This is a genomic window from bacterium (genome assembly GCA_026129405.1).
Lineage (GTDB): Bacteria > Desulfobacterota > Binatia > DP-6 > DP-6 > JAHCID01.
In genome coordinates this window covers 106,453-129,541 of record JAHCID010000004.1, presented here as the reverse complement: position 1 = coordinate 129,541, position 23,089 = coordinate 106,453, and the positions used below count along the sequence as shown (strand labels likewise).

19 protein-coding genes and 1 pseudogene are annotated in these 23,089 nt (G+C 68.5%); 10 read left to right on the top strand and 10 right to left on the bottom strand.

What is annotated here, in order from left to right; all coding sequences use genetic code 11:
- Window positions 1–361: 361 nt before the first annotated feature.
- A complete protein-coding gene (locus tag KIT14_16225) occupies window positions 362–940 on the bottom strand; it encodes a TetR/AcrR family transcriptional regulator (GenBank protein MCW5892071.1) in 579 nt (192 codons plus the stop codon).
- 898 nt (window positions 941–1,838) lie between these two features.
- On the opposite strand from KIT14_16225, the gene KIT14_16220 reads away from it, so the two are divergent.
- The 5 genes and pseudogenes from KIT14_16220 (at window position 1,839) to KIT14_16200 (ending at window position 4,883) form a co-directional block, all read left to right on the top strand.
- Window positions 1,839–2,372: a dienelactone hydrolase family protein gene (locus KIT14_16220; GenBank protein ID MCW5892070.1), complete on the top strand. Its 534-nt coding sequence runs from the start codon at window positions 1,839–1,841 to the stop codon at window positions 2,370–2,372.
- 45 nt (window positions 2,373–2,417) lie between these two features.
- Window positions 2,418–2,798, top strand: coding sequence for a hypothetical protein (locus tag KIT14_16215; protein ID MCW5892069.1), 381 nt, complete (start codon window positions 2,418–2,420; stop codon window positions 2,796–2,798).
- The gene (locus KIT14_16210; protein MCW5892068.1) at window positions 2,798–3,592 is read left to right on the top strand and encodes an SDR family oxidoreductase; all 795 of its coding nucleotides are present in this window, start codon (window positions 2,798–2,800) and stop codon (window positions 3,590–3,592) included. The genes KIT14_16215 and KIT14_16210 overlap by 1 nt, the downstream gene beginning before the upstream one ends.
- A 9-nt stretch (window positions 3,593–3,601) precedes the next feature.
- A pseudogene (locus KIT14_16205) lies at window positions 3,602–4,437 on the top strand (enoyl-CoA hydratase/isomerase family protein).
- A 224-nt stretch (window positions 4,438–4,661) separates the two neighbouring features.
- Entirely contained in the window at window positions 4,662–4,883 is a 222-nt protein-coding gene (locus tag KIT14_16200) for a hypothetical protein (protein MCW5892067.1), read from the top strand.
- A 12-nt stretch (window positions 4,884–4,895) separates the two neighbouring features.
- On the opposite strand, the gene KIT14_16195 is transcribed toward KIT14_16200, so the two are convergent.
- The 6 genes from KIT14_16195 to KIT14_16170 all read right to left on the bottom strand — a co-directional run bounded on the left by KIT14_16195 (window position 4,896) and on the right by KIT14_16170 (window position 15,130).
- Window positions 4,896–5,255: a DUF1428 domain-containing protein gene (locus KIT14_16195; protein MCW5892066.1), complete on the bottom strand. Its 360-nt coding sequence runs from the start codon at window positions 5,253–5,255 to the stop codon at window positions 4,896–4,898.
- 369 nt (window positions 5,256–5,624) lie between these two features.
- Window positions 5,625–7,556, bottom strand: coding sequence for an alpha/beta hydrolase (locus KIT14_16190; GenBank protein MCW5892065.1), 1,932 nt, complete (start codon window positions 7,554–7,556; stop codon window positions 5,625–5,627).
- 349 nt (window positions 7,557–7,905) lie between these two features.
- On the bottom strand, window positions 7,906–8,163 hold the full coding sequence (locus KIT14_16185) for a hypothetical protein (protein ID MCW5892064.1): 258 nt from the start codon (window positions 8,161–8,163) through the stop codon (window positions 7,906–7,908).
- Between the two features lie 216 nt (window positions 8,164–8,379).
- Entirely contained in the window at window positions 8,380–9,189 is an 810-nt protein-coding gene (locus tag KIT14_16180) for a hypothetical protein (protein ID MCW5892063.1), read from the bottom strand.
- Window positions 9,190–9,233: 44 nt separating this feature from the next.
- Window positions 9,234–12,083 carry a DUF1566 domain-containing protein gene (locus KIT14_16175; protein MCW5892062.1) on the bottom strand — a complete coding sequence of 950 codons (2,850 nt, stop codon included), beginning with the start codon at window positions 12,081–12,083 and terminating at the stop codon, window positions 9,234–9,236.
- 155 nt (window positions 12,084–12,238) lie between these two features.
- The gene (locus tag KIT14_16170; GenBank protein MCW5892061.1) at window positions 12,239–15,130 is read right to left on the bottom strand and encodes an AAA family ATPase; all 2,892 of its coding nucleotides are present in this window, start codon (window positions 15,128–15,130) and stop codon (window positions 12,239–12,241) included.
- 194 nt (window positions 15,131–15,324) lie between these two features.
- On the opposite strand from KIT14_16170, the gene KIT14_16165 reads away from it, so the two are divergent.
- On the top strand, window positions 15,325–15,483 hold the full coding sequence (locus KIT14_16165) for a hypothetical protein (GenBank protein ID MCW5892060.1): 159 nt from the start codon (window positions 15,325–15,327) through the stop codon (window positions 15,481–15,483).
- A gap of 44 nt (window positions 15,484–15,527) precedes the next feature.
- Here KIT14_16165 and KIT14_16160 read toward each other — a convergent pair whose 3' ends face one another.
- Window positions 15,528–15,683, bottom strand: a complete 156-nt coding sequence (locus KIT14_16160) for a hypothetical protein (protein ID MCW5892059.1) — start codon at window positions 15,681–15,683, stop codon at window positions 15,528–15,530.
- A 348-nt stretch (window positions 15,684–16,031) separates the two neighbouring features.
- Complete coding sequence (locus KIT14_16155) at window positions 16,032–16,697, bottom strand: hypothetical protein (protein ID MCW5892058.1); 666 nt, start codon at window positions 16,695–16,697, stop codon at window positions 16,032–16,034.
- A 60-nt stretch (window positions 16,698–16,757) separates the two neighbouring features.
- Between KIT14_16155 and KIT14_16150 the strand changes: the two genes are divergently transcribed.
- A complete protein-coding gene (locus KIT14_16150) occupies window positions 16,758–17,051 on the top strand; it encodes an AbrB/MazE/SpoVT family DNA-binding domain-containing protein (protein ID MCW5892057.1) in 294 nt (97 codons plus the stop codon).
- Window positions 17,020–17,262, top strand: coding sequence for a hypothetical protein (locus tag KIT14_16145; GenBank protein MCW5892056.1), 243 nt, complete (start codon window positions 17,020–17,022; stop codon window positions 17,260–17,262). The genes KIT14_16150 and KIT14_16145 overlap by 32 nt, the downstream gene beginning before the upstream one ends.
- Before the next feature lie 648 nt (window positions 17,263–17,910).
- On the opposite strand, the gene KIT14_16140 is transcribed toward KIT14_16145, so the two are convergent.
- Window positions 17,911–19,179, bottom strand: a complete 1,269-nt coding sequence (locus KIT14_16140; protein MCW5892055.1) for an IS256 family transposase — start codon at window positions 19,177–19,179, stop codon at window positions 17,911–17,913.
- A gap of 593 nt (window positions 19,180–19,772) precedes the next feature.
- On the opposite strand from KIT14_16140, the gene KIT14_16135 reads away from it, so the two are divergent.
- Window positions 19,773–21,170 (top strand): hypothetical protein, encoded by a 1,398-nt coding sequence (locus tag KIT14_16135; GenBank protein ID MCW5892054.1) that lies wholly within the window; start codon window positions 19,773–19,775, stop codon window positions 21,168–21,170.
- Between the two features lie 6 nt (window positions 21,171–21,176).
- The gene (locus KIT14_16130; GenBank protein MCW5892053.1) at window positions 21,177–23,057 is read left to right on the top strand and encodes a DEAD/DEAH box helicase; all 1,881 of its coding nucleotides are present in this window, start codon (window positions 21,177–21,179) and stop codon (window positions 23,055–23,057) included.
- Window positions 23,058–23,089 lie beyond the last annotated feature (32 nt).

Below are 23,089 nucleotides of genomic sequence, written 5' to 3'. Positions count from 1 at the left end.
CGTGGAGGAAGCGCAGCTCGCCGTCCGGACGAATGCCGCGATACTCGATGTCGTAGCGGGGGCCCCCGCGGAGCGCCTCGGCCACCGCTGCCGCCTGGCGGGCGCGATCCGGCGGGCGGCGATGTCCTCCTCCCGATCGGCGCACGCCCGCAGCACGGCGGCGTGATTCGCGTCGGCCGCGGCCCACTCGCGATAGCGCGCCGCCGCGAGGCGCTCGGCCATCGCCACGAGGAGCGGCTGGTGCTCGGGTGGGTGCGCGCGACGACGGGTACCAGCGCCTCGCCGATGGTGGGCAGTCGAGCGGCCATGCGCCCCGTTGCCATCGCACGAAGCCGTGGATCGTCCCGTCAGGCAGGGTCCATCACCCGCCCGCCGCGCGCGCGACCAACCCGGCGACGGTTCGGATCCACCTCGCGTCGAGCGGCTCCGCCGAGACGATGACGCGGAAGTAGAGCGCGCCCGCGCCGGCGGCGAGCAGCGCTGCCTCGTCGACGCCGGCGGCCAGCTCGCCGCGTGCCCGCGCACGGGCGAAGACGGGTGCGATCGCCGTCCAGCGACGTGCCCAGAGCCGCCGGCGCTGGGCGAGCGTCGCGGCGTCGGCCTCGAGATGCAGCGCCGCACTGATCGACGCGCGCCCTACCGGCGAGTCGAGGAAGGCGGCGAGCCGGCGGAGCGCGGCTCGGAGATCGCCCGCGAGCGAGCCGGTGTCGGCAACGACGATCTCGGCGTCGACGATCGCTGCGATCGCATCGAGCACCATCGCCGCCTCCGTGGGCCAGCGGCGGTAGAGCGTGGAGCGGTTCACGCCCGCTGCGGCGGCGACCGCCTGGAACGTGCACGCGTGGAAGCCGCCCTGCGCGAGGAGGGCGAGGGTCGCATCGGCGACACGGCCGCTGACGTCGGCGGTTCGCCCGCCCGGGCGACGAACTTTCTCGGGCATGGGGGTTTCCTTAACGCATATTTTGTCGCATTAGCAACGCATGGCCAGCCGACTCAGCGTGCGCTCAGGAACGCGCCGCTCGGCGAACCGCCGTCCGGCATCCCCGGACACTCCGCCGGCGCGGGCGAGCTGCGCGCGCCCTTGAAGGTGCCTGGCCGCCCACGAGCGTGTTCTTGCCGAGCGCGCTCCAGTGGATGGCCGGCAGCGTCACCGTTGCCACGTCACCCGACGAGGCTGCGAAGTACGCCTCCTGCCGGCAGAAGGCGGAGGCGAAGTTCGCCCTGACGGCCGATGTGGCGGCGCGCGCGACCGCGCTCCAGAAGTGCCTGACGAAGTACGACGCCAAGTGGCCGAGGCTGGAGGCGAAGGCGGTCGCCGCGGGTGGAGCGTGTCCCAGCACCGGCGACCAGCGCCTACGAGCTGGTCGCCGCGCTCTATACGACCCTGCCCAACAACACGACCGCGTTCGTGCTGCAGTTCTACACCGTCGACGGCACGACGCAGGTGATCAACCAAGCGACCACCTACACGACCGGCCTCACCCAGACGATCACCGGCGCGTCGCTCACCACGGGCAACTACGACAATACCCCGGATACGACGGAAATCCTGCTGGCGGTGAACGTCGGAACGCTCGTCAGCTACACGGTGAGCGCGACGCTCGCGCCCACGCAGGCCGACAGCTTCGACCTGGGGCAGGAGGGGAAGCTGATCCAGGTCACCACCGGTCGGTTCGACTGGCTCGACCCCGGCCTCGATCAGGTCGTGCTGCTCCAGCAGGGAAGCCTGCTGAACGCCTTCGCCATCCTCACCTTCGACGACAACGCCAACATCTCGCTCGCGCAGACGAACGACCGCGCCTGCGGCACGGCGGAGAGGACGACCTTCGACACAGGCGATGTCGGTTGTTCCCTGGCCACCCGCCACCACCGTCGCCCGCGCCGCCGCACCGACGCTGCCGCCGTCGGAGGAGACCGCGAAGCAGCGGCTCGCGACGTCGCCGCGCCACGGCGAGCTCGTGTCGGTCGACGTCGCGGGCACGCCGGTGAAGACGTGGGTCGTCTACCCCGAGCGCAAGGACAAGGCGCCGGTGGTGATCGTCGTCCACGAGATCTTCGGCCTCACCGACTGGCTCCGCGCCGTCGCCGATCAGCTCGCCGCCGACGGCTTCATCTACTACGGGACGGCGCCGGAGACGCCGTCGGGCGGCACGGCGTCCATCCTCGGCCTCTACGGCAGTGAGGACGCGCGCGTGAACGCGACGATCGAGCCCGCGAGCGAAGCCCTCGGTGCGCGCTACGCCCCGCACGTGTTCGAGGGTGCGGGGCACGGCTTCCTGCGCCAGCAGAGCGGGCAGGAAGGGGCCAACCTACGCGCGACCGAGCGGGCGTGGCCGCTCACGCTCGAGTTCCTCCGCACGCACGCGAAATAGAGCGCCCCGCCTCGCCTGGGGTCGGGGGCCGTGCGAAAACGCGGCATGCGTCGCCTTCTCGCCTGCCTCGCGCTCCTCGTCGCGGTCGCGCCCGCCGCCGCGCAGCTCGACGTGCTCGCGAAGACCACGCCCGCGCAGCGCGCCGCCGCGCAGACGGCCTACTTGAAGACCGCACTCGTGCTGACGCCGGACCAGACCACGCAGGTGGCGGCGCTGAATCTGCGCTACGCCGAGAAGGCGGAGCCCGTGCTGAAGGGCTCGGAGTGGGCGATGAAGAAGGCGTCGGAGATCCGCGCGCTCCAAGACGCGAAGGACGGCGAGCTGAAGGCACTGCTCACGAGCGACCAGTGGTCGACGTACGAGAGCGGGAAGGACGCGATGAAGACGGCCGTCGAAGCCCAACTCGCGAAGGAGGTCGGTCAATGATGCAGATCGGGAAGGAGACCCGCGCGCTCGTCACCGGGGCGAACGGCGGGATCGGTACCGCGATCGCGCGCGCGCTGCACGCCGCGGGCGCCACGATCGTGGTCACGGGCCGGCGCGCCGACGCCCTGCGGCCGCTCGCCGACGCCATCGGTGCGCACGTCGTGGTCGCCGACCTCGCACAGCCTGCCGATGTGGTGCGCTGCATGGACGAGGCGGGACCCATCGACGTGCTGGTGGCCAACGCCGCGCTGCCGTCGAGCGGGCCGCTCACGAGCTTCGACGACGACCAGATCGACCGCGCGCTCGACGTGAACCTGCGCGCGCCGATCGTCATGGCGCGCCACGCGGCGCCCGGGATGCTCGAGCGCGGCCGCGGCCAGATCGTCTTCATCTCGTCGATCTCGGGGAAGGTGGCGGGGCCCGGGACGAGCATGTACTCGGCGACGAAGTTCGGGCTGCGCGGCTTCTCGCTCGGGCTGCGCGAGGACCTGCACGGCACGGGCGTCGGCGTGACGACGATCTTCCCCGGCTTCATCAGCGACGCCGGGATGTTCGCCGACACGAAGGTCACGCTGCCGCGCGGCGCGGGGACGCGCACGCCCGAGCAGGTCGCCGACGCCGTCCTGCGCGCCATCCGCGACGATCCGGCCGAGATCACCGTCGCCGCCTTCGAGCAGTCCCTCGGCGCGCTCCTCGCCGGCATCAGCCCGCCGCTCGTGGCGTCGATCCAGCGCCTGGTCGGCGGCGGCAAGATCGCTCGGCAGATCGCCGACGCACAGGCGCACAAGCGCTGACGGGAGCGCATCGTGACGACGCAGAAGATCAAGCTGACGCGCCGGTCGCCCGCCTACTGGCGGGTGACGTTCGACCACCCGCCGCTCAACATCTTCGGCCCGGACATGCTGCCGCAGCTCGGCGAGGTCGTGGCCGCGCTCGAGCAGGACCACGCGGTGAAGGTCGTCGTCTTCGACAGCGCGGTCGAGGGCTCGTTCGTCACGCACTACGACTTCGTCGCGCCGCTCGAGGCGTCGACGACGCTGCCGCCGGGACCACCGGCCTCCAGCAGCTGCCCGACTTCTTCGTGTGGATCAGTCGCGCGCGCGTCGTCTCGATCGCCTGCATCCGCGGGCGCGCGACGGGGGTCGGCAGCGAGCTGGCGCTCGCGTGCGACATGCGGTTCGCGAGCCGCGAGCACGGCATCCTCTCGCAGTGGGAGGTCGGTGCCGGGCTCGTGCCCGGCGGCGGGCCGATGGCGCGGCTGCCGCGGCTCATCGGCCGTGGCCGCGCGCTCGAGGTCCTGCTCGGCGCCGACGACATCACCTCCGACGTCGCGCAGCTCTACGGCTACGTGAACCGCGCGCTGCCCGACGCCGAGCTGGACGCCTTCGTCGACCGGCTCGCCGGGCGGATCGCGTCGTTCGACAAGGACGCGCTCGCCGAGACCAAGCGGCTCGTGGACGCGAACAGCCTGCCGGCCGACGCGGAGATCGCGCCGGAGTGGGACACGTTCCTCGCGGCGCTCGGGCGTCCCGCCGCGCAGGCGCGCATCCGGACGCTCTTCGAGCGGGGCTTCCACGAGCCCGGCGACGTGGAGCGGCGGCTCGGGCATCATGTCGGCCTCCTCGGCGACGTCGAGTAGGCACGCGGTGACGATGCGACGTTGCAGCGCCGCGGTGGCGCTCGCGATCCCGTGCGCGTGTCCGCTTCGTGCGCAAGGCATGGAGCCGCCCCCCGCGATGCCGCCGACGTGCTACCGCTCGTACGCGGGCTGAGCCGCGGTCCCCGTCCGCGGCGATCCGCTGCTCGATCTCGGCTGGCTGCTCACGACGTGGCCTGCGGACGGCGGCGCGTCGGGCGGCATGGGTGGACGGCTTCCCGCGTGCCCGCGAGGTCGTCGCGCGCTACCGCGCCCAGACGACGCGTGATCTCTCGCACGTCGACTGGTACGCGGTGCTCGCCTGCTACATGCTCGGCATCATCCGCGAAGGCACGCACGCACACGCCTTCGCGGGGCAGGCGCCGAAGGGGGCCGGCGACTTGCTGCGCGCCACGACGGTGGCGCTTTTCGAGCGCGCGCTCGGCTGAGTGCGGTGAGGATCACAGGTCCACGGCGATCTTGAAGCCGCCGAGGATCATGCGCTTGCCGTCGAACGGGACCGCGTCTTTGGTCATCGCTTCGAGGCGCGGGTCCTTCATGACGGCGGCGTTGATCTCGTCGCGCTGCTTCCTGGACTCGTAGACGATCCACGAGAACCACACGACCTCGTCCTTCTTCAGCTTCACGCTCTGCGGAAACGAGGTCCACTTGCCGGGTTTCACGTCGTCGGCGACGCACTCGCGATACTCGAGCGCGCCGTACTCCTTCCATATCTTGCCGGCCTTGCGGGCGAGACGCCGGTAGACGTCGATGTTCTTCTTCGGGACGGGGACGATGAAACCGTCGACGTACTTGGGCATGAACGATCCTCCGTGATCGGTAGTGGTGCGGGCACAAGGTGCCATGCCCCTCGCCGCGTGTCGCGCGCCGGATGGCTGGTGTTTCCCCATCGTCGTCGGTGGCGCGCTCCCCGCCGCGCTCGGGCTCGAGCCGCTCCTCGGCGCGCCCATGGCCTCGTCGTCTCGCAAGGCTCCGCGGCGAATCGCGATCCTCCTCGCCGGGCACCTCTGGCCGTTCCGGCGCGTGGAACGGCCCGCATGGCGATTTCTTCACCGACGTCTGCCACGCCGTCGTGTCGGGCAAAGCGACGGGGGCCCTGGTCGGTCTCGTGGGGGATCCGGTCGCATGCCAGATCGCAGGCCCCGGGTCGACGATCCGTTCGCGGTAGGCTAGCCGCCGGCGCCGACGATTCGCAGCCACCGCTGACGGCGATTGCGGTCGCGGTGCGGGTCGGAGAAGCGGCCGGGCTGGGGTCGCACCATGCGCGGGATGGCGAACCCGGTCGGCATGTCCGCGTCCCGGAGGCAGAGCTCCAGGTCGTTGTCGCCGTCGAATAGATCCCCGATCGCAAACGGTTGCAGGCGACCGCCGCTCTGATCGCGCAGCCGGATGACCCCGCAGCCATCGCGGGGCCTGCCCTCGCAAGTACACGCCCGCAGCCCCGGCGGTGCACCGTGTCGAACGTAGTCCTGCGCGCCCGCATTGGACAGCCGGCAGCCGAACGAGTCGAGGTAGCACTTCGCACTCCGGCCTTTCCCGCCCGAGCACGCCGGTCCACGCCCGGCCACCTGTGTCACCCCGCCGGCAAAGACGAGGCGGACGACCCAATCCGTGCCGGCCGGGCAGGTGTGCTCCTGCGTCGGATCCGGCAGTCGGGCGAGCTCGGCATAGACGAGCGGCGGCCCGGCCGCGAAGGGTGCCGTCACCTGGAATGCGACCGGCGTCCCGAGCGCGAGCGGATTCAAATTGATGCCGGTCTCGGTGAACAGGTCGCCGACCACCTCGACCGTCAGGCTCCGCACCTTGCCACGCGGGGAGACGCCCGGGCCGAACTCGCCGATGAGGGTGACGGTGCGGTTCTCCGAGCCGCCGCTCGCGGGCGCCAGCAGCGCGCACACGACCGGTGCGGACGTCGTTCCGCGCACCGTCCGCAGCGTCACGGCGAACGCGGCAGGATCGACGGCGTTCGGCTGGCCCCCATGGCCCCCGACGAGCTCCTCCGCGAAGACGACCGGGATGCCCCCGTACGGCACGCCGGGGACGACGTCGGGACACGCGAGCGGCAAGTGAGGGTCGTCGACGGGATCGTTCTCGTCGAGGCTTTGGTAAGCCGAGAGGATCCAGCGCTTCGGACCGGTCGTCGCCGCGGGCTGCTGCAGCAGCGTCCGGAGCGCCGCACTCACCTGCGCCGGCTGCTCGAGCTCGCTGAAGTGCCCCGAGTCTTCGATGATCTCCAGCTCGACGAACGGGGCGCTGTCGTAGAGGCTCGCCGCGGTCGGGGCTCCGGACGATCCGTCGAAGAAGTAGAGCGGCTGCCGGGGGTCCTCGTCCGCCTGGACCAGGAGGACGGGTATGTCGGTCGCGCCCGCGTAGGCGACGTTCTCGGCCTTGAAGGCGGCGCCGGCTTCCGGCGTCACGCCGGGGAAGTTGTCGAGGAACAGCCGGTGCGCGACGAGCGCCACCTGGTCCGTGTGCGAGAGCTCCTCGACGAGCCGCGCGGTCACCGTGGGGGCGAGACCGGCGTCGCCGTAGAGCGTGTTCACCACGTTCTGGGGATTGGCGAAGAAGCGCTGCGTGAAGCCGAGATTCTGGAAGAACGTCGCCTGCGGCGTGAGCGTTGGGTCGGTGATGTGCAACGGCGCCTCGAGCCGCGCGTAGCGCAGGATGCGGTCCGAGTGGAGCCCCACCAGCGCGTCGGAGATCACGGTGCCCCAGTCGTGCGAAACCCAGTTCGTGCGTTCGACCCCGATGGCGTCCAGGAGGCCTATGAGGTCACGCGCGATGGCGACGCGATCGAACGACCCACTGGCCGGGCGTACGGTCTGACCGAAGAGATCGATGCTGATCACGCGATGGCTCGGCGCGAGGTCCACCATTTGATGATGAAACGAGAACCAGCTCTCGGGGAGTCCAGCGAAGAAGACCACGACCTCTCCGTCCGGATTGCCGCCTTCGACGTAGTGCCACGACGTGGCCGCGGTGACGGCGAACCGGTGCGTGAACGAGACGCCGCCGACGACCTCGAGCTCGCCGGGCTGGTTGGTCGTGGCCCACCCCGGTACGGCCAGGAGCAGCGTCGCCCAGACGAGCATGCCGCGCATGGAAGATCGATAGCGCCTGCATGCCCGCGGCCGCAGCAAACCGCGCCGAGTGGTCGATTCGCGGACCCGACGTGCGGGAGAGCCGCCCGTGGGCATCCACGGGCCGGAAACGCTGCCGATCGCGCTCCGGCCCGCGGGGAAGGTCGATAGGAAGGACAACCCCGGGAGGTCGACGCTCGCGGCGCCGGCTGTACGCCCGTCACCTGGACGAGCGCATCGACGGAGACGAGGGAGCGTGCCGAGATCTTGTCTCGGGCGCCCTGTGCTGCGGCGGTCGGGACTCGCCAGAGCTGTGCCCGCTTGCCGTTGCTGAACGACAGCCCGACTTTGTGGCCGAGACCCTCGAAGGTCACGATGGAACTCGGGACAGCGCGCCGACGACGAACTCTTCGTAGGTGGGATCGTATTCGCTCAAGTCGGCATTGCGGATGGAGAGCCGGAGGCGTCCCACGCCCTGGACCACCGCTGCGCCTGCCTCGAGCGCAGCGCGCACCTCGCTGCGACGCGCCTTGTCCGAGGGCCCTGCGTTGCGCACCCGAGCGTCCTCCTCCACGAGACGCTCGAACGGCACCGGGATGCCGGCGAGATCGTACTGCAGCAGCACCATCGCGGTGGCGTCCGGACTCACGAGCTCGCCGGTCCGGTCCGCGAAGGTTCGAACGGACGGGGCAGCGGCTCGTGGAGTCGGGGTCGCCGCGGGCGGCGCCGCGGCCGCCGGATTGAAGGTTGCTGAGGCCGTGGTGGGTGCGGGGGGCTCGTCACCGCACGCGGCGACGAGCCCCCCACGAAGAGCATCGCCGCGAGGGAGACGCCCAGGCGGCGGTCACAATGCCGGCGCATCGGCGTCCTTCGTGGCCTGCTCGACCTGCTTGGCACGTCGCTCCGCCGCGAGCTCCTCGAGCCGGCGCTCCGTCGTGGCGATCGACTCGTAGCCTCCGGCCTGGTGGGCGACGGCGACCTGAAGAAAGCGGCTGAGACCGGGGTCGTCGGGCCGCGGCGTGACGACGGCGGCGGCGACGCCGCCGCAGTCCGGCGATAGCTGGTAGCCGCTGTCGGGGTCCGCATTCATCCTGCAGCGTGTGAAGAGCGGTGAGGTTTCGGTCACGCGACGGCCCAACGGGTCGTACGCCCACGTCAACGTGCGCTTCCCGTCGCGTTCCTCGCGCCGCGTCGGCGTACCGTACTTGGCCGTCAGGGCGACCTCGATGCTGTCGGCGGTCGGATTCCGGCCTTCCGAGAACCACTCCTCGCGCGCGACGCTGATGACGCGCTCGTCGCCGGGGGCGCCCATCGTGCCGACGAACCACTTCGCCTCCCCGGGTCCGACGGGGTCTTCGTCGCTGTTCATGGCGCGGGCGATCCTCTCACGCTCCCATTCACGCATGAGATCCTTGGCGGACTTCTCCACGCGTGCCTGCGCGAACCGCGCGCTGAAGCCCTGGCGAATCCGCTGGCCGTGCGTATCGATCCGGAACCCGCGACCGTCCTCAGGGCGTACAACGAGCAGATCGTGGGAGACGATAGGCACGATAAGCCTGGGAAGTTGACCGAGCGTCCCGTTATCAGACGTGCGGCCGTGGTCCTCCCCTCCCCCCAGCGTGCGCGGAGCTGGAGCAGGCGTGGGCAGAATCACGCTGTCACTTGCGCAACCGCCGCCCGGCTGCCGAAACCATCTCGTCAGTCCTCGAAGACCGTGAGCGTCCCGATCGCGACGTTGCTGGCCGTCCCCTCGTTGTCGCGGACCCGGTACGTGAACGAATCCGTACCGAGGAACGTCCAGGAGAACGTCACGTAGCAGACCGTGTGCGCCCAGAGCATCTCGCCCGACGGCTCGATGTAGGTGCCGTAGATCGAGCGTTGCGCGTGGTCGTACGGACCCCAGAACACGTCGGGATGGCCGCCGTCGGGCATCGCCGCGGGGATCTGTCCGTTGCCGGGCAGCGGCAGTGACACGCCGGGGACGATGTCGGACACGAGAAAGCCGTTCTGAGGTGGCGTCAGGAGCTCGACGAAAAGCATGGAGGAGTCGTCGTCCCGGCCGAAGAGGGTGATCGGGATGCACTCCTGCTTCCACGGGTGCTTCGTGTCGACGTCCATCGCCTCGGGCGCCTGATCCACGAACGTCTTCACCGGGGCGTTGCCGCCACGAACGGCGCGCACGCGGTCGCCGGAGAAGGCGACGGCCCCGTCGTGGAAGTCGACGCGGACCTGCGCGCCCTGCCCGCCCGGGAATCGCGCGTAGGTCGACGAGTAGTAGCCCGCGTCCGCCATGCAGCTGCACTCGAGCACCGAGCATCCCGGAGAGCAGCCGTGCGCGAAGATGGGATCGATCGCGGGCGCCACGCGTCCGGCGTCGACCAGGCTCTCGAGCTCGCGCCGGTTCGGCACCCGCCAGTCGCTGTAGCCTGCGAAGCCGTGTCGGTTCAGCCGGGCGACCTTGTTGAAGTGAGCGCCCGCGAGAAAGTACGGGTGGTCGCGATCGTGGATCGAGTCGTCGTCGCTGAGCTTCTCCCACATGAGGCCGGTGACGTGGTCGGTGATCGTGCCGTCGCCGTTGTCGGTGTAGCTCGGCGCGATGCCCGCGCGGACCGCGCCGTCCTGGCCCGCGAGCCCGCCCGGGCACGGCCCCAGGCTGCTCAGGTCGGCCTGTACGCACTGCGTCTGCCCGGTCGCCAATAGGCCCGCCGGCGGCGGGGGCGGTGGCTCCGGCCGGTCGTCGTCGGTGGTACCCTCAAGCGCGCTGTCGAGCGCGCGAAGCGCCGCGAGCGCGTCGCTCGTGGTGCCGCTCGCCGGTGCGGCCGCGAGCTCCGTCGCGAGCGCGGCGAAGTACTCGAGCGCTCGCGGCCAGCGGAGCGCGATCGCCTCGCGCGCCTGGGCATCGGCGGCCGTCCGCACGCAGTGCTGCCACTCCGGAAACGAGGAGATCTCGCCGTCGCCGCCGCGCTGTGCGCAGTAGGCGCTCAGGTTCCCGGCGGCGAGTGTCCGGGCGCCGATCGTCCAGGTGTCGGCATCCAGCGCCGGGTCGCATTTCGCGGCCACCTTGGCGTCGAAGCGCGCGGCGAGCGCGTGCTCGGGCGATGTCGTGCCGGCGAGCTTCGCGAAGGCCCCGACGCAGGTCGAGCCGGCGCCGCGTGCCGCAGCCGCCGGCGTTGCGCCGCGGCCGACGACCTCGCCCGACATCCGGTCGAGACACGTACCGACGGTGTCGGTCACCACGCGCACGTACTTGGCGCTCTCCGCGGCGACCGCCTTCTGGCACGTGGCCAGACTGGCGGGGGCCTTGCCGTCGGCTGCGGCCGTGACCGCGCCGGCCGCGGCTACGTGTACGCCGCCGCGTACCGCGCGTACGCGTGCCTGCGCGCTGAAGCCGATCGCGAAGACACGCCCTTGGTAGAAGTCGACGATCCACGCGTTCGACGGGTCGGCCTGGTAGGCGGTCGACGTCCAGTACGGCGCCGGCTGCGTGCAGCTGCACTCGAGAGCCGAGCAGCCTGGAGAGCAGGCGTCGTCGAACACGGGGCGGACGGCGGGATCGAGGGCGCTCGAATCGACCAGGCTTTCCAGCTCGCGCCGATTGGGGAGGCGCCAGTCGATATGGCCCGCGAAGCCCCCGCCGGCGTTCAGCGCGGCGATCTTCAGGTTGATCGCCTCGGCGAACCCATAGACGCCGTCGCTCCGATGGATCGATCCGTCGTCGCCGAGCTTCTCCCATGTGAGCCCGGTCACCTGGTCCGTGATCGTGCCGTCGCCATTGTCGGTGTAGCGAGCGTCGAAGCCGGCCTGGGCAAAGCCGTCCTGGTCTTTCGGCTCCAGCCTACACGGCCCCATGGCTCGGCCCGAGTGGTAGGAAACCGGCTGGCATTGCGTCGCCCCGGTAGCGAGCAAGCCCGTCTCGGCCGCCGCCGGATCGGGTTTGTCGTCGTCGACGGGACCTTCGATCCAGGCGTCGAGGGCGATGAGCGCCTCGCGCCCCGCGGCGGATCTACTGCCCGCAGGCTGCGCGTCGATCGCCGCGATGAGCGCCGCGAAGTACTCGAGCGCCCGCGGCCAGCGCGTCGCGATCGCCTCGCGGGCTTCGGCATCCGCCCCGGCACGGATGCACGTCCGCCACTCGGCGAAATCGTCGATCGTGCCGTCGCCGCCGAAGGTCTTGCAATACTCGCCCAGGTTGGCGGTGCCGAGCGTCGGGGCAGCGCCGGCGGCATCGCACTTCAGCCCGACCTTGGTGTCGAAGCGGGTGCCGAGCTCCTTGGCCCCACCCGTGTCGGCGAGGCGCGCGAACGCCGCGGCGCAGAATCTGGCCGTGGCGCTCGCGGCCGCGGCGGTCGTGACGCCGCCCTTCACGACGGCCGCTGACATCTTGCCGAGGCACTTGTCGACCGTCTGTCCTACCGCGCGGACGTAGGTGGCGCTCTCCTTGGCCATCGCCTTCTGGCAGGTGCTGAGACCCGGGCTCGCCTGCCCGAACGCCAGGGTCGCACCGAGCGCCACCGTCAAGACCAGGCCGGCGGTATGGATTCTCATCATCGTCGTTCTCCTCGGTCGGCAGTCGGCAGCCACCGGTAGCGATCGCCGCCAGGATCGATCCTGGCGGAACCCCACCTCCGAGTCCCAATGGAACTCCAATCGAGTTCCAATTTCCGGGACGGAAGGCCGACCGTGGGAAGCCTGCGAGCCGTGCGCTACGCGGGTCTCGCCGCAAGAAACGCTCGGACGTCGTCCAGAACGGGGATCGCGCTGCCCTCATCGATCGCCGTGTGCAGCCGGCGCAGGGCATCGATCGCGGTCGCGTCGCCCGCATCCGGCCCGAGCTTCGCGAGATCGAACCACGCGCGCAGCTCCCACCAGCGGGCGCCCTGCGCCTGCGCCACGTCGATCGCGCGGCGCAGGGATCGCTCGGCCTCGCGCGTCGCCCGCGCCCACCCCTTGCCGCGCGGAGACGATGCGAGCGAGAGCGCGGCCTGCACGCGGTGCAGGTCCGGCTCGCACCAGCGCGCTTCCGTCGCCTCGAGGAGCCGGAACGCCTCCGCCAGCGTGGCGCGCGCGTCGTCGAGCCGGCCGAGCCGCACGAACCCGGCGGCGGCCTGACAGGTCGAGAACGGCGCGTAGACCAGGTGGCTGTCGGCCGCCATGATCCGCACGCCCTCCCGGAACGTCGCGAGTCCTTCCGGGTCGCCGGCGTCCATGCCGAGCCAGCCGATGCAGATGAGCCGGTAGGCCGCGAAGCGTGGTTGCGCGAGGCGATCGGCGATCTCTCCCATCGTTACGGCCGCTCGATCGACCAGCGCGCGGTCGCCAATCATCTGGCCGATGCGAATCATGTTCGACGACGAATAGACGATCGTCGGGGGATGACCGGTGGCCCCGGCGCGCGCGTCGGCGTGATGCATGGTCTCGAGGCCGCGTCGCAGCTCACCCATCAGGAAGTGCGTGAACCCGAGGTCGCTTTCGAATCCGATCGAGGGCTCCAGCATCCCGACGGCGCCGATCAGTGGCAGCGCCGCGCCGGCCGTCAGGTTCGGAGTGGCCGCCGTCAGGCACCCGCGGCGGTGCTGCGTGAAGCCGAGTAGGCCGCGCGCCACGGCCGCCTGGAACGCGCCCCAGTCCACCTCCGCCGCGCGATGCAGCACTCCTTGGCCGAGCGCTTCGGCACGGCCGAGGTCGCCGCGCGTGATGCAGAGCGCGATCAGACCGAAGAGGGCGTTCAGCAGCGCCGGCGTCGTCTCCGCCGCGCTGCTGAGCGTGTCGATGCGGCCGGCGATATCCTCGATCTCGGCCGCGCCGGGGCCGGTCGTCGAGAACACCGTCGTCACGAGTTCCGATTGCAGGACGATCTCGCGCGCGTCGCGCTCCGCGCTCGCCGGCAGGCGGCGCAGCAGATCGAGCGCGTGACGATACTGCGCGGCGGCTTGCTCGAAGTCGTAGCGCGAGCGCGCGATCCCGGCGGCTCTCGCCTGATGGGCGACGGCGCGTTCCACGTCGCCGCCGCGTTCCCAGTGGGTGGCCAGCAGCCCGGCCACCTCGGGGGCGTCGCCGAAGCCGCGCTCGAGGCGTCCGGCGACGGCGCGTTCCAGGCTCTGGCGGCGCGCGGCCGTGACACGTCCGTACAGCACCTGCTGGTAGAGCGTGTGGCGAAACGCATACTGCGCGCCGCTGCTGCCGTCGGGCCAGTGCGCCGGCTCGATCTCCTTCACGAAGCGTCCGGCGCGCGCCAGCGCGGTGCAGTCGAGCTCCACGTCGCCGGCATCGCGGTCGAGCGCCGCCGCGACGGTTTGGCTCGCGAAGCTCGGACCAATGACGCTCGCGGCCTCGAGCATCGCCAGCAGGGCCGCCGGCAGGCGCCCCAGCCGCGCGTCGATCATCGCGCGCGTGCTCTCCGGGACGGCGTGGTCGAGCCGCTCCGCATCGACGTGGCAGCACCACGCGCCGTCGACCCGGACCAACCACTCGCGCTGCTCGAGGTCCTCGACGGCGTTCAACAGGAACAACGGATTGCCCGCGGTCTGGGCATGCAGGCGGCGAGCCAGGTCGGAGGGAAACGCGGCGTCCGCGAAGCGTGCCGCCAGGTAGGAGGCCACCGCGTCGACCTCGAGTCCGTCGAGCGCGATCTCGATGCACTGCCGCCGCGCCGCCAGCTCGTGCTCGAGCTGCACGATCGGGTGGAGCTCCGCGACCGCATCGACCGGACGATACGTTGCAATGACGAGCAGCCGGGCCGGCTCACGTCGCATGGCGAGACCGCCGAGCACCGACACGGTCGCCGCGTCGCCCCAATGCAGATCCTCGAGAACGAGGACGAGCGTGCGGTCGGCCGACAGGGCCTCGAGCACCTGCTGGAGCTCGCGCACCATGCGTGCGCCGGTGGACGACGCGAGCGACCGCCGCAGCTCGTCGTGATCGGCGGGCGAGAGCAGACCGGGAAGCTGCAGCAGCCAGGTCGGTGCCCGGCTGCGAAGGATCTCGATCGCGTCGTCGCACGAGTAGACCACCTGCTGGAGCGCTTCGAGGAGCGGCAGGTAAGCCTCACTCCTGCCGTACCCGTCGATGCACTGGCCGCGCGCGACGACGCTGCGCTGCGCGGCGACCGAGGCGAGGAAGTGGTCGACCAGCGTCGTCTTCCCGATGCCGGGCTCGCCGGTGACGAAGACGGTTTGCCGGCGTCCCGCGGCGGCGCGCGCGGCAGCGGCGTCGAGCTGCGCAAGCGCGGCATCGCGACCGACGAGTGCCGGACCGGCGGCATCCGCAGACGGTCGGCCCGGTGTCTCCGGCGCGAAGGCACCGATCCATCGATAGCCACGACGGTGGAGCGTTTCGATGAAGCGCGGTTGGCGGGGATCGTCGCCGAGCGCCTCGCGGAGATGGCTGATCGTCACGCTCAGGACCGCGTCGACGACGTGCGCATCCGGCCACACTGCGTCGAGCAATGCGTCCTTGCTCACGAGCTGGCCCGGTCGCTCGATCAGGTAATCGAGCAACCGGAACGCGTTGGCCGACAGGTCGGCGCGCCGGTCGCCCAGCCAGAGGCATTGGTTGATCCGATCGAGGCGTGGAGGCGGGGCTGGCGCGGAGGACATCGGCCCGCCGCAATATGCGTCAATTCCGTCGCTCGAGTCGACCCGAACGCGGCCGCGGCTGCCCGACGATGATTGGAGCTTCGTTGGAGTTCCGTTGGGACTTCGAGCCGGCGCCGCCGTATCCAGGCAGCATGCAAGTCGACGGTTCGGGAAGCAGCTCGCGGACGGTCATGCCATCACGTGACGTGGCCTTCGTGGTCCACCTGATCTGCGCAGCCGGCGAGTCGGCCGACCAAGCGCACGGCCGGGTGGAACACGTGACCACCGGGCAGGTGGCCCGCTTCGACTCAGCCGACGAGCTGCTGCGCTTCATGCGGCAGACGCTGGCAGAGATCGAGGCGGCGGGCCGCTGAACCCCACGATCCGTCGTGGTCGCTAGAGACACATCATGCACGGGTCACCGCGCCGCCGCGGCGACCGCCTCGAGCCCGCGCCGGAACCCATCGAAGTCCGCATAGCGTGCGCCGTGGATTACACGGTCGACGCCGACGTCGGCGTACGCGGCGACCAGGGTCCGCGCCGCCGCCGCGTCGCTCGTCGGCAGCGACGTCACGGCTGCGACCTGGGGCGGCGCCAACCCGGTCGAAGCCGCCTGCGCGCGCAAATTCGCGATGGGGCCGCGAAGCGTCTCGGGCGTCTCCCCGAATGGCATCCAGCCTCCCGCGGGGCCGCAGTACGCGGCGAAACGCGTGCTCCGGCGCGCCGCCGATGAAGAGACGATAGGCACGATAAGCCTCGGAAGTTGACCGAGCGCCTCGTTATCAGACGTGCGGCCGTGGTCCCTCCCCTCCCCCCAGCGTGCGCGGCCACGACCACCTCACGACCACGCAGGTCTACCTTAACATGTCCCCGGAGGACGTCCTCCAGGAGTACGAGACGAAGTGGTGAGCGCTCCGCGACCCTACGATGGGACTGATCCACGCTCGCGCGTAAGAAATGCCTCCGCTTCGGCCATGATCTCTGGCGCCGCAGTAAGGCGTTCGACTAGCTTCCGCGTGCCCCAGTAGAGACCCTCCACCCAGAGAGTCCGATACCCGTCCTCTACGAGGACCGTCCAACGGGCGAAGAGTGGTCGGACATCCGACGTTTCGAGTTGTTCAACGTCTTCTTCGCTCAGCTCACCGCCTCTCCCGATTACGACGTAAGGACCATCTCCGATCCGCTGCCGCATCGCTCGTCTCGCCGCCCCGCTGCCTACGTGCTCCGTCGAAACACCCAACGCGTGGGCCAGCGGGTTCCGGAAGACATAGTAGAGGATGCGGGCTCCCTCCTCGGCGCCAGGGCCGTCACCGGCTTCCAGTTCCCATGGGTAGCACTCCTCGAGAATCGCGAGGAAGCGCTCGCCCGACCGTCCTGTTCGCCGAAACATCGTCGTCGATAGTCCCGAGATGAGCGTAAGGAGGCACACAGCCGTGCTGAAGTTGCATCCGGCGTCGAGTCCGGCCTCACGAAGCGGCAAACGGAGCATGCAGTGCACGTCGTGGAACTGCATGTCCACATGGCGACGAACGAACGACTCGACGACACGAGGAGTCGTGGGGCTGATTCGCAGAGGCGTGTACGCCATCTCTTCTCCTACGTCTGCTTGACGCTTTCCCGATCAGTGCTACAGTACGACTGTACGACTATGGCACTCACACGAATCAAACCGAAGTTTCAGGTCACGATCCCCCAAGCCGCCCGCGAAGCGGTCGGCTTCAAGATCGGCGACTTTCTCGAAGCAACCCCCACGAAGGAGGGCGTCTTGCTGCGTCCGAAGCAGCTCGTGGACCGAAAGGTTGAACTCGACAAGCGGCTCGATGAGGCGTTGGCGGATGTGAAGGCAGGCCGGGTGTCGAAGCCCTACAAGTCGGCGCGAGCCCTCGTCCGCGACGCACTCGGACGCGGACGTGAACGCACGAAGAACCGACCGCTTCGATAGCGACCTGAGGAACGCTCCGCTTCGGGTCCAGAAGGACTTCGAGAAGCAGCTCCGGTTCCTCCTTCGCGACCTTCGGCATCCTTCGCTCCGCGCGAAGAAGTACGACGAGGCGCGGGATATCTGGCAGGCACGCGTGAACCGCGACTGGCGCTTCTACTTTCAGATCGACGGCGACACATACACGCTCCTCACTATCATCGCGCATCCATGACGTCTCCCCCGACGATACGTTTGAGGATCGCTCTGCCCCGCGAGACGGTGGCACTACTTCGGCGTCTCACTACGCTGCGGCATCGAAGTAGGTTCATCGACCTGGCGATTCGCATTCATGGCGCTCGCCTTCTTCGGGATGAGGCACCAGATCTCACGAGGCGCCCCTGAGCCTCGAATGGTTCTCGCTGTCGTTTCTCTACAGCCTCGCGAAGGATGTCTTCCGACATCTGCGCCCAGGCCTCCAAGAGCGGGTCAAGATCGTTGAAGAGAGGCAGCGACGGAAACTTGACGTCGCAGAGGGCCTTGCACGTTTGGGATCTCCCTCCTCCGGGTACCCTGCCGCGATCGTCAGAGACGTCCGAAGGCTCGATGAGTACCCGAACGTCGACGACAGCACGAAGGGTATTTCCTCCTGGTTTAAGGTCCAGATTCTCGAGCCGTATCATCGAGGATTGAAGGTTGGTCTCCGCGGAGTTGGCCTCAAGTTCGACGCATCCGACAGTTCGTGGCGCGTGGCGGACTATAAGAACCACGAGGAATCTGATCTTACGGGCTACAGCGTCGGGCTTATCCCCTATGACAACATCGTGGGGGATGTCCCGCTCCGTGTTGAACGCGCCCGAGCGGCGGCTCCGGGGACGGGCCTCTACGCGACCTCCTTCCTGGTGTCGACTGCGCCGGCATCGAGAGCGCGGATGAGCGCGTCGAGTTTGGCGTGACCCCGGACGCGCCGGAAGCTCCGCTTCGCGTCGTCGAGGGCGGTGGCGATCCAGCGCACGAGCATGCGCCCGTCGCGCCACCGTCGGACGTTGCGGATGAAGCGCCCGACGAGGCCGTTGAGGTTCTCGATGGCATTCGTGCTGCGCAGCGTGCGGTAGAGCGCGCCGGTGACGCCGAGGCGTGGAAGCGTGAGCGTCTCGTCGAGCCCTTCGCGCAGCGACGCGGCGGCGCCCGGGTGGGTGCGCTCGAGCCCGTCGGCGAGCTGGGTGAGCCGCCGCTTGGCCAGCGCCGCATCGGGCAGCCCGTACGCCTCGGTCATGGCGCGGCGGATGCGCGGCCGGAGCGCCTCGGGCAGATGCTCAAGGACGTTGCGAAGCTTGTGCACTTGGCAGCGCTGGACGACGGCGAGGGCGCCCATGGACTCGCGGAGCGCTTTACGCAGCCCGGTCCCGCCGTCGATCACGAACAGCGTGGGCCGATCGAGGTCGAGCCCGCGCTCGCGGAGGTCGGCCAGCAGCGCCTTGCAGACCGTGGCGTTCTCCGTCGTGCCTTCGCGCAGGGCCAAGGTGTGCTTGGCCCCGTGCGCGTCCAGACCCACCGCCAAGAGGATCACGTGCTCGCGGAAGTGCAGGCCGTCGATGAGCACGACGCGAATGTCGAGGCCGTCGAGCGGCGCGGCGAGCCAGGTCGCGACCCGAGCGCGCGTGAGGGCGACAAAGCGGCGGGAGACGGCACTCTTCGACACCGCCCGCGCCGGGACGCCCGCGGGCAGCGGGTCGAGCGTGCGGCGATACTTCCGCGTCGCGACGCCGACGGCGATCGTCTCGAGCGTGTGGGCATCGAGCGGGTCGCGGGCGCTGGCGTAGGCGAAGCTCGGCAACGTGAGCTCCTCCCCCGCCACGCTGCGGGCGCGCAGACGCGGCAGCACGATGCGGCGCCCGCCCAGGACGACTTCACTCGGCACGCTGCCCCCGCGGTACGCCTGGCGCGCGGGGTTCGGCACGTGCTTCGGCCCGCAGAGCAGCTCGCGGTCGTGCTCCATCATCGCCTCGAACACCTGCTGGCCGGCGGTGAGGCAGAGCCCGAAGAAGGCCGTCTTCGCATCGGCGAGGACGGCGAGCAGCGGCAGCGGCACCTGGACCGCGACGGCGCGCGAGGCTTCCCCCGCGCGCGTTCCTGTGCGACTTCTCGGCATGGCGGCTTCCTTTCGTACGGTTGTGGTGACCCCGTCCCTTATCGGACGGCGAAAGGAGCCGCCGCTTTTTTTCAGCGGGTCAGCTCAACAGGATCCGGGACATCCCCACATCGTGAGCGTCGATTGGGATGGCGACGAGTACTACGACGTGCCTCACCTGTATTGCAGGTTCACGGGTCCATCTCGCATGCCGTACGAGGAGATCGTGATCTGCGAGAAGCGACAGTTGGGTGATCTGAGCTACTACAGTGAGATCGCCAAGTATGACGACGTCCGGAAGCGGGCTCTGAAGCGAGGGCTTGATCTGTAGGCGACGGAAGGATGGCACCTAACCTGAACGTGTCGATCGAGGACGTCCCTCCAAGGAGTACTAGGCCAAGCGGTGATGCTCCTCCTGCCAGGTACGGTGACGCCCTGGGTGCGACGTATCATGGGCGGGACATGGACAAACGGCTGGCAAAGCCCCCCAACGAGTTCAAGAACGGACAATCTTGTGGCACGATCGCGTTGTTTGGGGATCCGTGGCTGGGACTGGGCTGATCAAGCCTTGCAGCGGAATCCAGCGAACGGTCATTCCCATAGGAGGGCGCACGGTGACAGAGTCGACGCGGACGCGACAGATTGAGCTCGCACTCAAACAACGTGACGAGCAGAAACACGGCGAGACGCAGCGCGAGCCGCTGCGTGACAAGCCGCTGCCTGTAGTCGAAGTTCCGCTCGACCTACCGACTCTAAACTACCGAAGCTTCCGAATCGCCGCGCAGCTCGAGGAGCATCCCGATGTGCGTACCGTGCGTGACGAGCCTGACTCGCCTGCGGCACAAGCGATCGTCGCGAAGCTGGTCTTGGACGTTCACAGAAATGTCGGCGATCTTCGCGATAGCTTGCAGACGGAAGGCCAACACGAAGTTGGGATGATTACGCGGAAGGGTGTCCTGATCAACGGCAACACACGCTGTATCCTTCTCCGTGAACTCCGCGACGCGGGAAAGCTTCAGCGCACGCCAATGCTCAGAGTCGCTGTTCTCCCGATAGACTATAGCAATCGAGAAGAGCTGGAGCTGGAGCTCGTGCTTCAGCAACAGAAGCCCCTCAAGGACGAATACCGCTTCGTCAACGAATTGCTTATGATCCGCAAGTTGCGGGACGAAGGCTTCACCGAGGCCGAGATCGCGCGGAGTCGCGGCCTCCGAAAATCGGCAAAGGGGTCCGGCGAGGAACAGGTGAAGAGGCGCCTCTCCGTGCTGCTCCTCATGGAGACCATGCGCAACCTTGCGCAGCCACCCCTGCGTCTCACCGCCTTTGATCGGCGTCGGGACAACCTGGAAGCTTGGCTCGAGCTCCTGAAGGAGACTGAGGAGTTGGACGCTCAGGACAGTCGTCGTGCTGAGGCGCACCTGCGGCGGTGGATGATCGCTTACTTCTCAGGTTTCGACTCGGTCCATAAGTTGCGGCATGCGAAGGAAACGTGGGTTGAGGATCACGTTGTGATGCAGTTGAATCGCGATCCTCGCGTTCGCGCTATCGTCGACCAGCGCGAAGGGGCTCTCCCTGCCACTCGACCCGTCAAGGACCCGAGTGGTCTCGACCTCCTGGGACCTGAGAACTCTGAACCCGGCAATGCTGATTCGCCGCGAGTTGCCGCCCTCTTCCAAGCGGTCGTCGACGCGCACAATTCCGGCCCTGACGGCATCCTCAGGACCACGGAGGGAGAAGAGATCACTGTCAGTGAGTTCCAGGAAGTCGTCGCCAGTGCGGTCAGGGAGGCTCTGGGCAATAGGAAGCGCGAAGCCCAATCGAAGTCGGCGGTTGAACGCCCCTACGAGGCGTTGATTGACGCGCGTGACGCGCTTCAAGAATGTGACGACGCTCTCGTCGACGCCCTCGAAGATCCCTCATTCGCCGCGCGTCGCAAAAGCACAGCGGAGTTGGCGACGGAAGTACGCGCACTCGCGACTCGGGTTGCCGCTCGCTTGATTGACGAGGCGTGATTCCTGATGCCGTCCATCCGGCTGTCGATGGCAGGGTCACCGCCGCGAATCGAGGTCACTCGGGAAGACGTCGCAGACTCGACATGGGACGAAATCGCGACCCGAATCGCAGATGACCTCCCTCGCGCTGGTGCGCCGCTCATCGTCCGGCCCGGGAAATTGCTGCGTGAACGCCGCTCTCTCCGAGCCCTTCTACTCCGACATCAGGTCGACCTGCGGCCAGACGGACCCACCGTCGCGCTGCTGCGTCAAACGGCGAATGACGATGGAGCGCTCGCCGCCGCGATCAGCAATCCCGATGCTACCCTACCCGTGCCCGCTAAGGGGGACGCCATCGGTGAATTGCGCCTTACTCGGGAGCTCCGCGATTTCCAGAAGCGCGATCTTGGCCGTCTCCTCTTTCTTCGGCATGGCGCTAACTTCTCGGTTCCTGGTGCCGGGAAGACCACTGTAGCGTACGTACTTCACGCGATAGAGCGGAGTCGTACTCGCGTTGATCGCATGCTCGTCGTCTGCCCAATATCGGCGTTCGACGCCTGGGAGAATGAGGTCGGTCGAGTGTTTCAACACGCGCTTACCGTCGCGCGGTGGCGAGGCGGCCCAATGCCTCGGACAGACGTCGTCTTAACGAACTATCAGCGACTCCCAGGCGCTCTTGACACCCTCTGCGACTGGATGGCGTTCCACCGGGTTCACCTCGTCGTTGATGAAGCGCACCGCGCAAAGCGCGGGACAATTGGCGAATGGGGCCGCGCGCTGCTTACCTTGGCACCACTCGCGCAGCGTCGCGACGTGCTGACTGGTACGCCTGCGCCGAATCACCCGAAGGATGTCATTGCATTGTTCGATATGCTTTGGCCAAGCGGGGCAGCATCGCGGCGTCTGCCGAGTGACGCGCTTCGGACGGATCCGCCGCTCTCAGCGATGTCTGATTTAAACACGGCCGTCAGCCCACTGTTTGTTCGTACAAAAAAGGTTGAGCTCCAGCTCCCGCCCCTCGAGTTCAATCCCATCGTCGTCACGCCAGGCCCCCTTCAGCGTGAAATCTACGCGGCTCTCCGCAATCGCTATGCTGGCATGTTCGAACTCGATCGAAGAGACCAGGACACTTTCCGAAAGATGGGCGAGGTCCTGATGTACCTTCTTCAAGCCGCCAGCAGCCCTCGACTGCTATCGGAGTTCTCGAGACAAGCTCGGCCGTATCGTTACCCGCCCCTCGCTATTCCACCTGGGAGTCGGCTGGCCAAGCTTGTGGACACCTACGCTGAGCATGAAGTACCGCCGAAGATCGCTCAGGCTTGCGCACTCCTCCGGGCCAACGCAGCTGAAGGAAAAAAGACGCTCGTGTGGTCAAACTTTCCTGGGAACCTGCTCGATCTGGAGCAACAGGTGGCAGCCTTGGAGCCCGCTCTTATCTATGGCGAGATCCCAACCAGAGAGAGTGATTTCCGTAGCACGCGCAATCGCGAGGACGAGCTCGAGCGGTTTCGCATCGACGATCGTTGTAAGGTCCTTCTTGCGAATCCCGCTGCCATGTCTGAAGGGGTATCACTCCACGAGGTCTGCCATGATGCGATCTACATCGACCGCACGTTCAATGCCGGGCAGTACCTTCAATCGTTGGACCGTATCCATCGACTTGGACTACCACCAGGCACCCGAACGAAGATCACTCTGCTCCTCGGAAAAGGCACGATCGATGAGGCGGTAGACCGCCGCGTCGCTGACAAGACTCAGCGCTTAGCGGGGCTCCTCGATGACCCGCATCTTGTGGCCTTGTCGCTCCCTGACGACGAAGACTATGGGGACCCCGTCGACGAAACGGACGATCTCGAGGAGATACTAGCCCATCTGCGAGAGGGCCGGAGTGACGAACGCGTCCCCTAGCTTGCACCGTCTTCGGGCTGCGGCGGTCGTCC

Bases quoted from the DNA above. Each gene is read 5' to 3' on its own strand.
- KIT14_16195 (MCW5892066.1), bottom strand. From the start codon at position 5,255: ATGCCCAAGTACGTCGACGGTTTCATCGTCCCCGTCCCGAAGAAGAAC.
- KIT14_16185 (MCW5892064.1), bottom strand. From the start codon at position 8,163: ATGGTGCTGCTGCAGTACGATCTCGCCGGCATCCCGGTGCCGTTCGAG.
- KIT14_16170 (MCW5892061.1), bottom strand. From the start codon at position 15,130: ATGTCCTCCGCGCCAGCCCCGCCTCCACGCCTCGATCGGATCAACCAA.
- KIT14_16130 (MCW5892053.1), top strand. From the start codon at position 21,177: ATGCCGTCCATCCGGCTGTCGATGGCAGGGTCACCGCCGCGAATCGAG.
- KIT14_16225 (MCW5892071.1), bottom strand. From the start codon at position 940: ATGCCCGAGAAAGTTCGTCGCCCGGGCGGGCGAACCGCCGACGTCAGC.
- KIT14_16190 (MCW5892065.1), bottom strand. From the start codon at position 7,556: ATGCGCGGCATGCTCGTCTGGGCGACGCTGCTCCTGGCCGTACCGGGG.
- KIT14_16140 (MCW5892055.1), bottom strand. From the start codon at position 19,179: ATGCCGAGAAGTCGCACAGGAACGCGCGCGGGGGAAGCCTCGCGCGCC.
- KIT14_16175 (MCW5892062.1), bottom strand. From the start codon at position 12,083: ATGATGAGAATCCATACCGCCGGCCTGGTCTTGACGGTGGCGCTCGGT.
- KIT14_16210 (MCW5892068.1), top strand. From the start codon at position 2,798: ATGCAGATCGGGAAGGAGACCCGCGCGCTCGTCACCGGGGCGAACGGC.
- KIT14_16215 (MCW5892069.1), top strand. From the start codon at position 2,418: ATGCGTCGCCTTCTCGCCTGCCTCGCGCTCCTCGTCGCGGTCGCGCCC.
- KIT14_16220 (MCW5892070.1), top strand. From the start codon at position 1,839: ATGTCGGTTGTTCCCTGGCCACCCGCCACCACCGTCGCCCGCGCCGCC.
- KIT14_16150 (MCW5892057.1), top strand. From the start codon at position 16,758: ATGGCACTCACACGAATCAAACCGAAGTTTCAGGTCACGATCCCCCAA.
- KIT14_16155 (MCW5892058.1), bottom strand. From the start codon at position 16,697: ATGGCGTACACGCCTCTGCGAATCAGCCCCACGACTCCTCGTGTCGTC.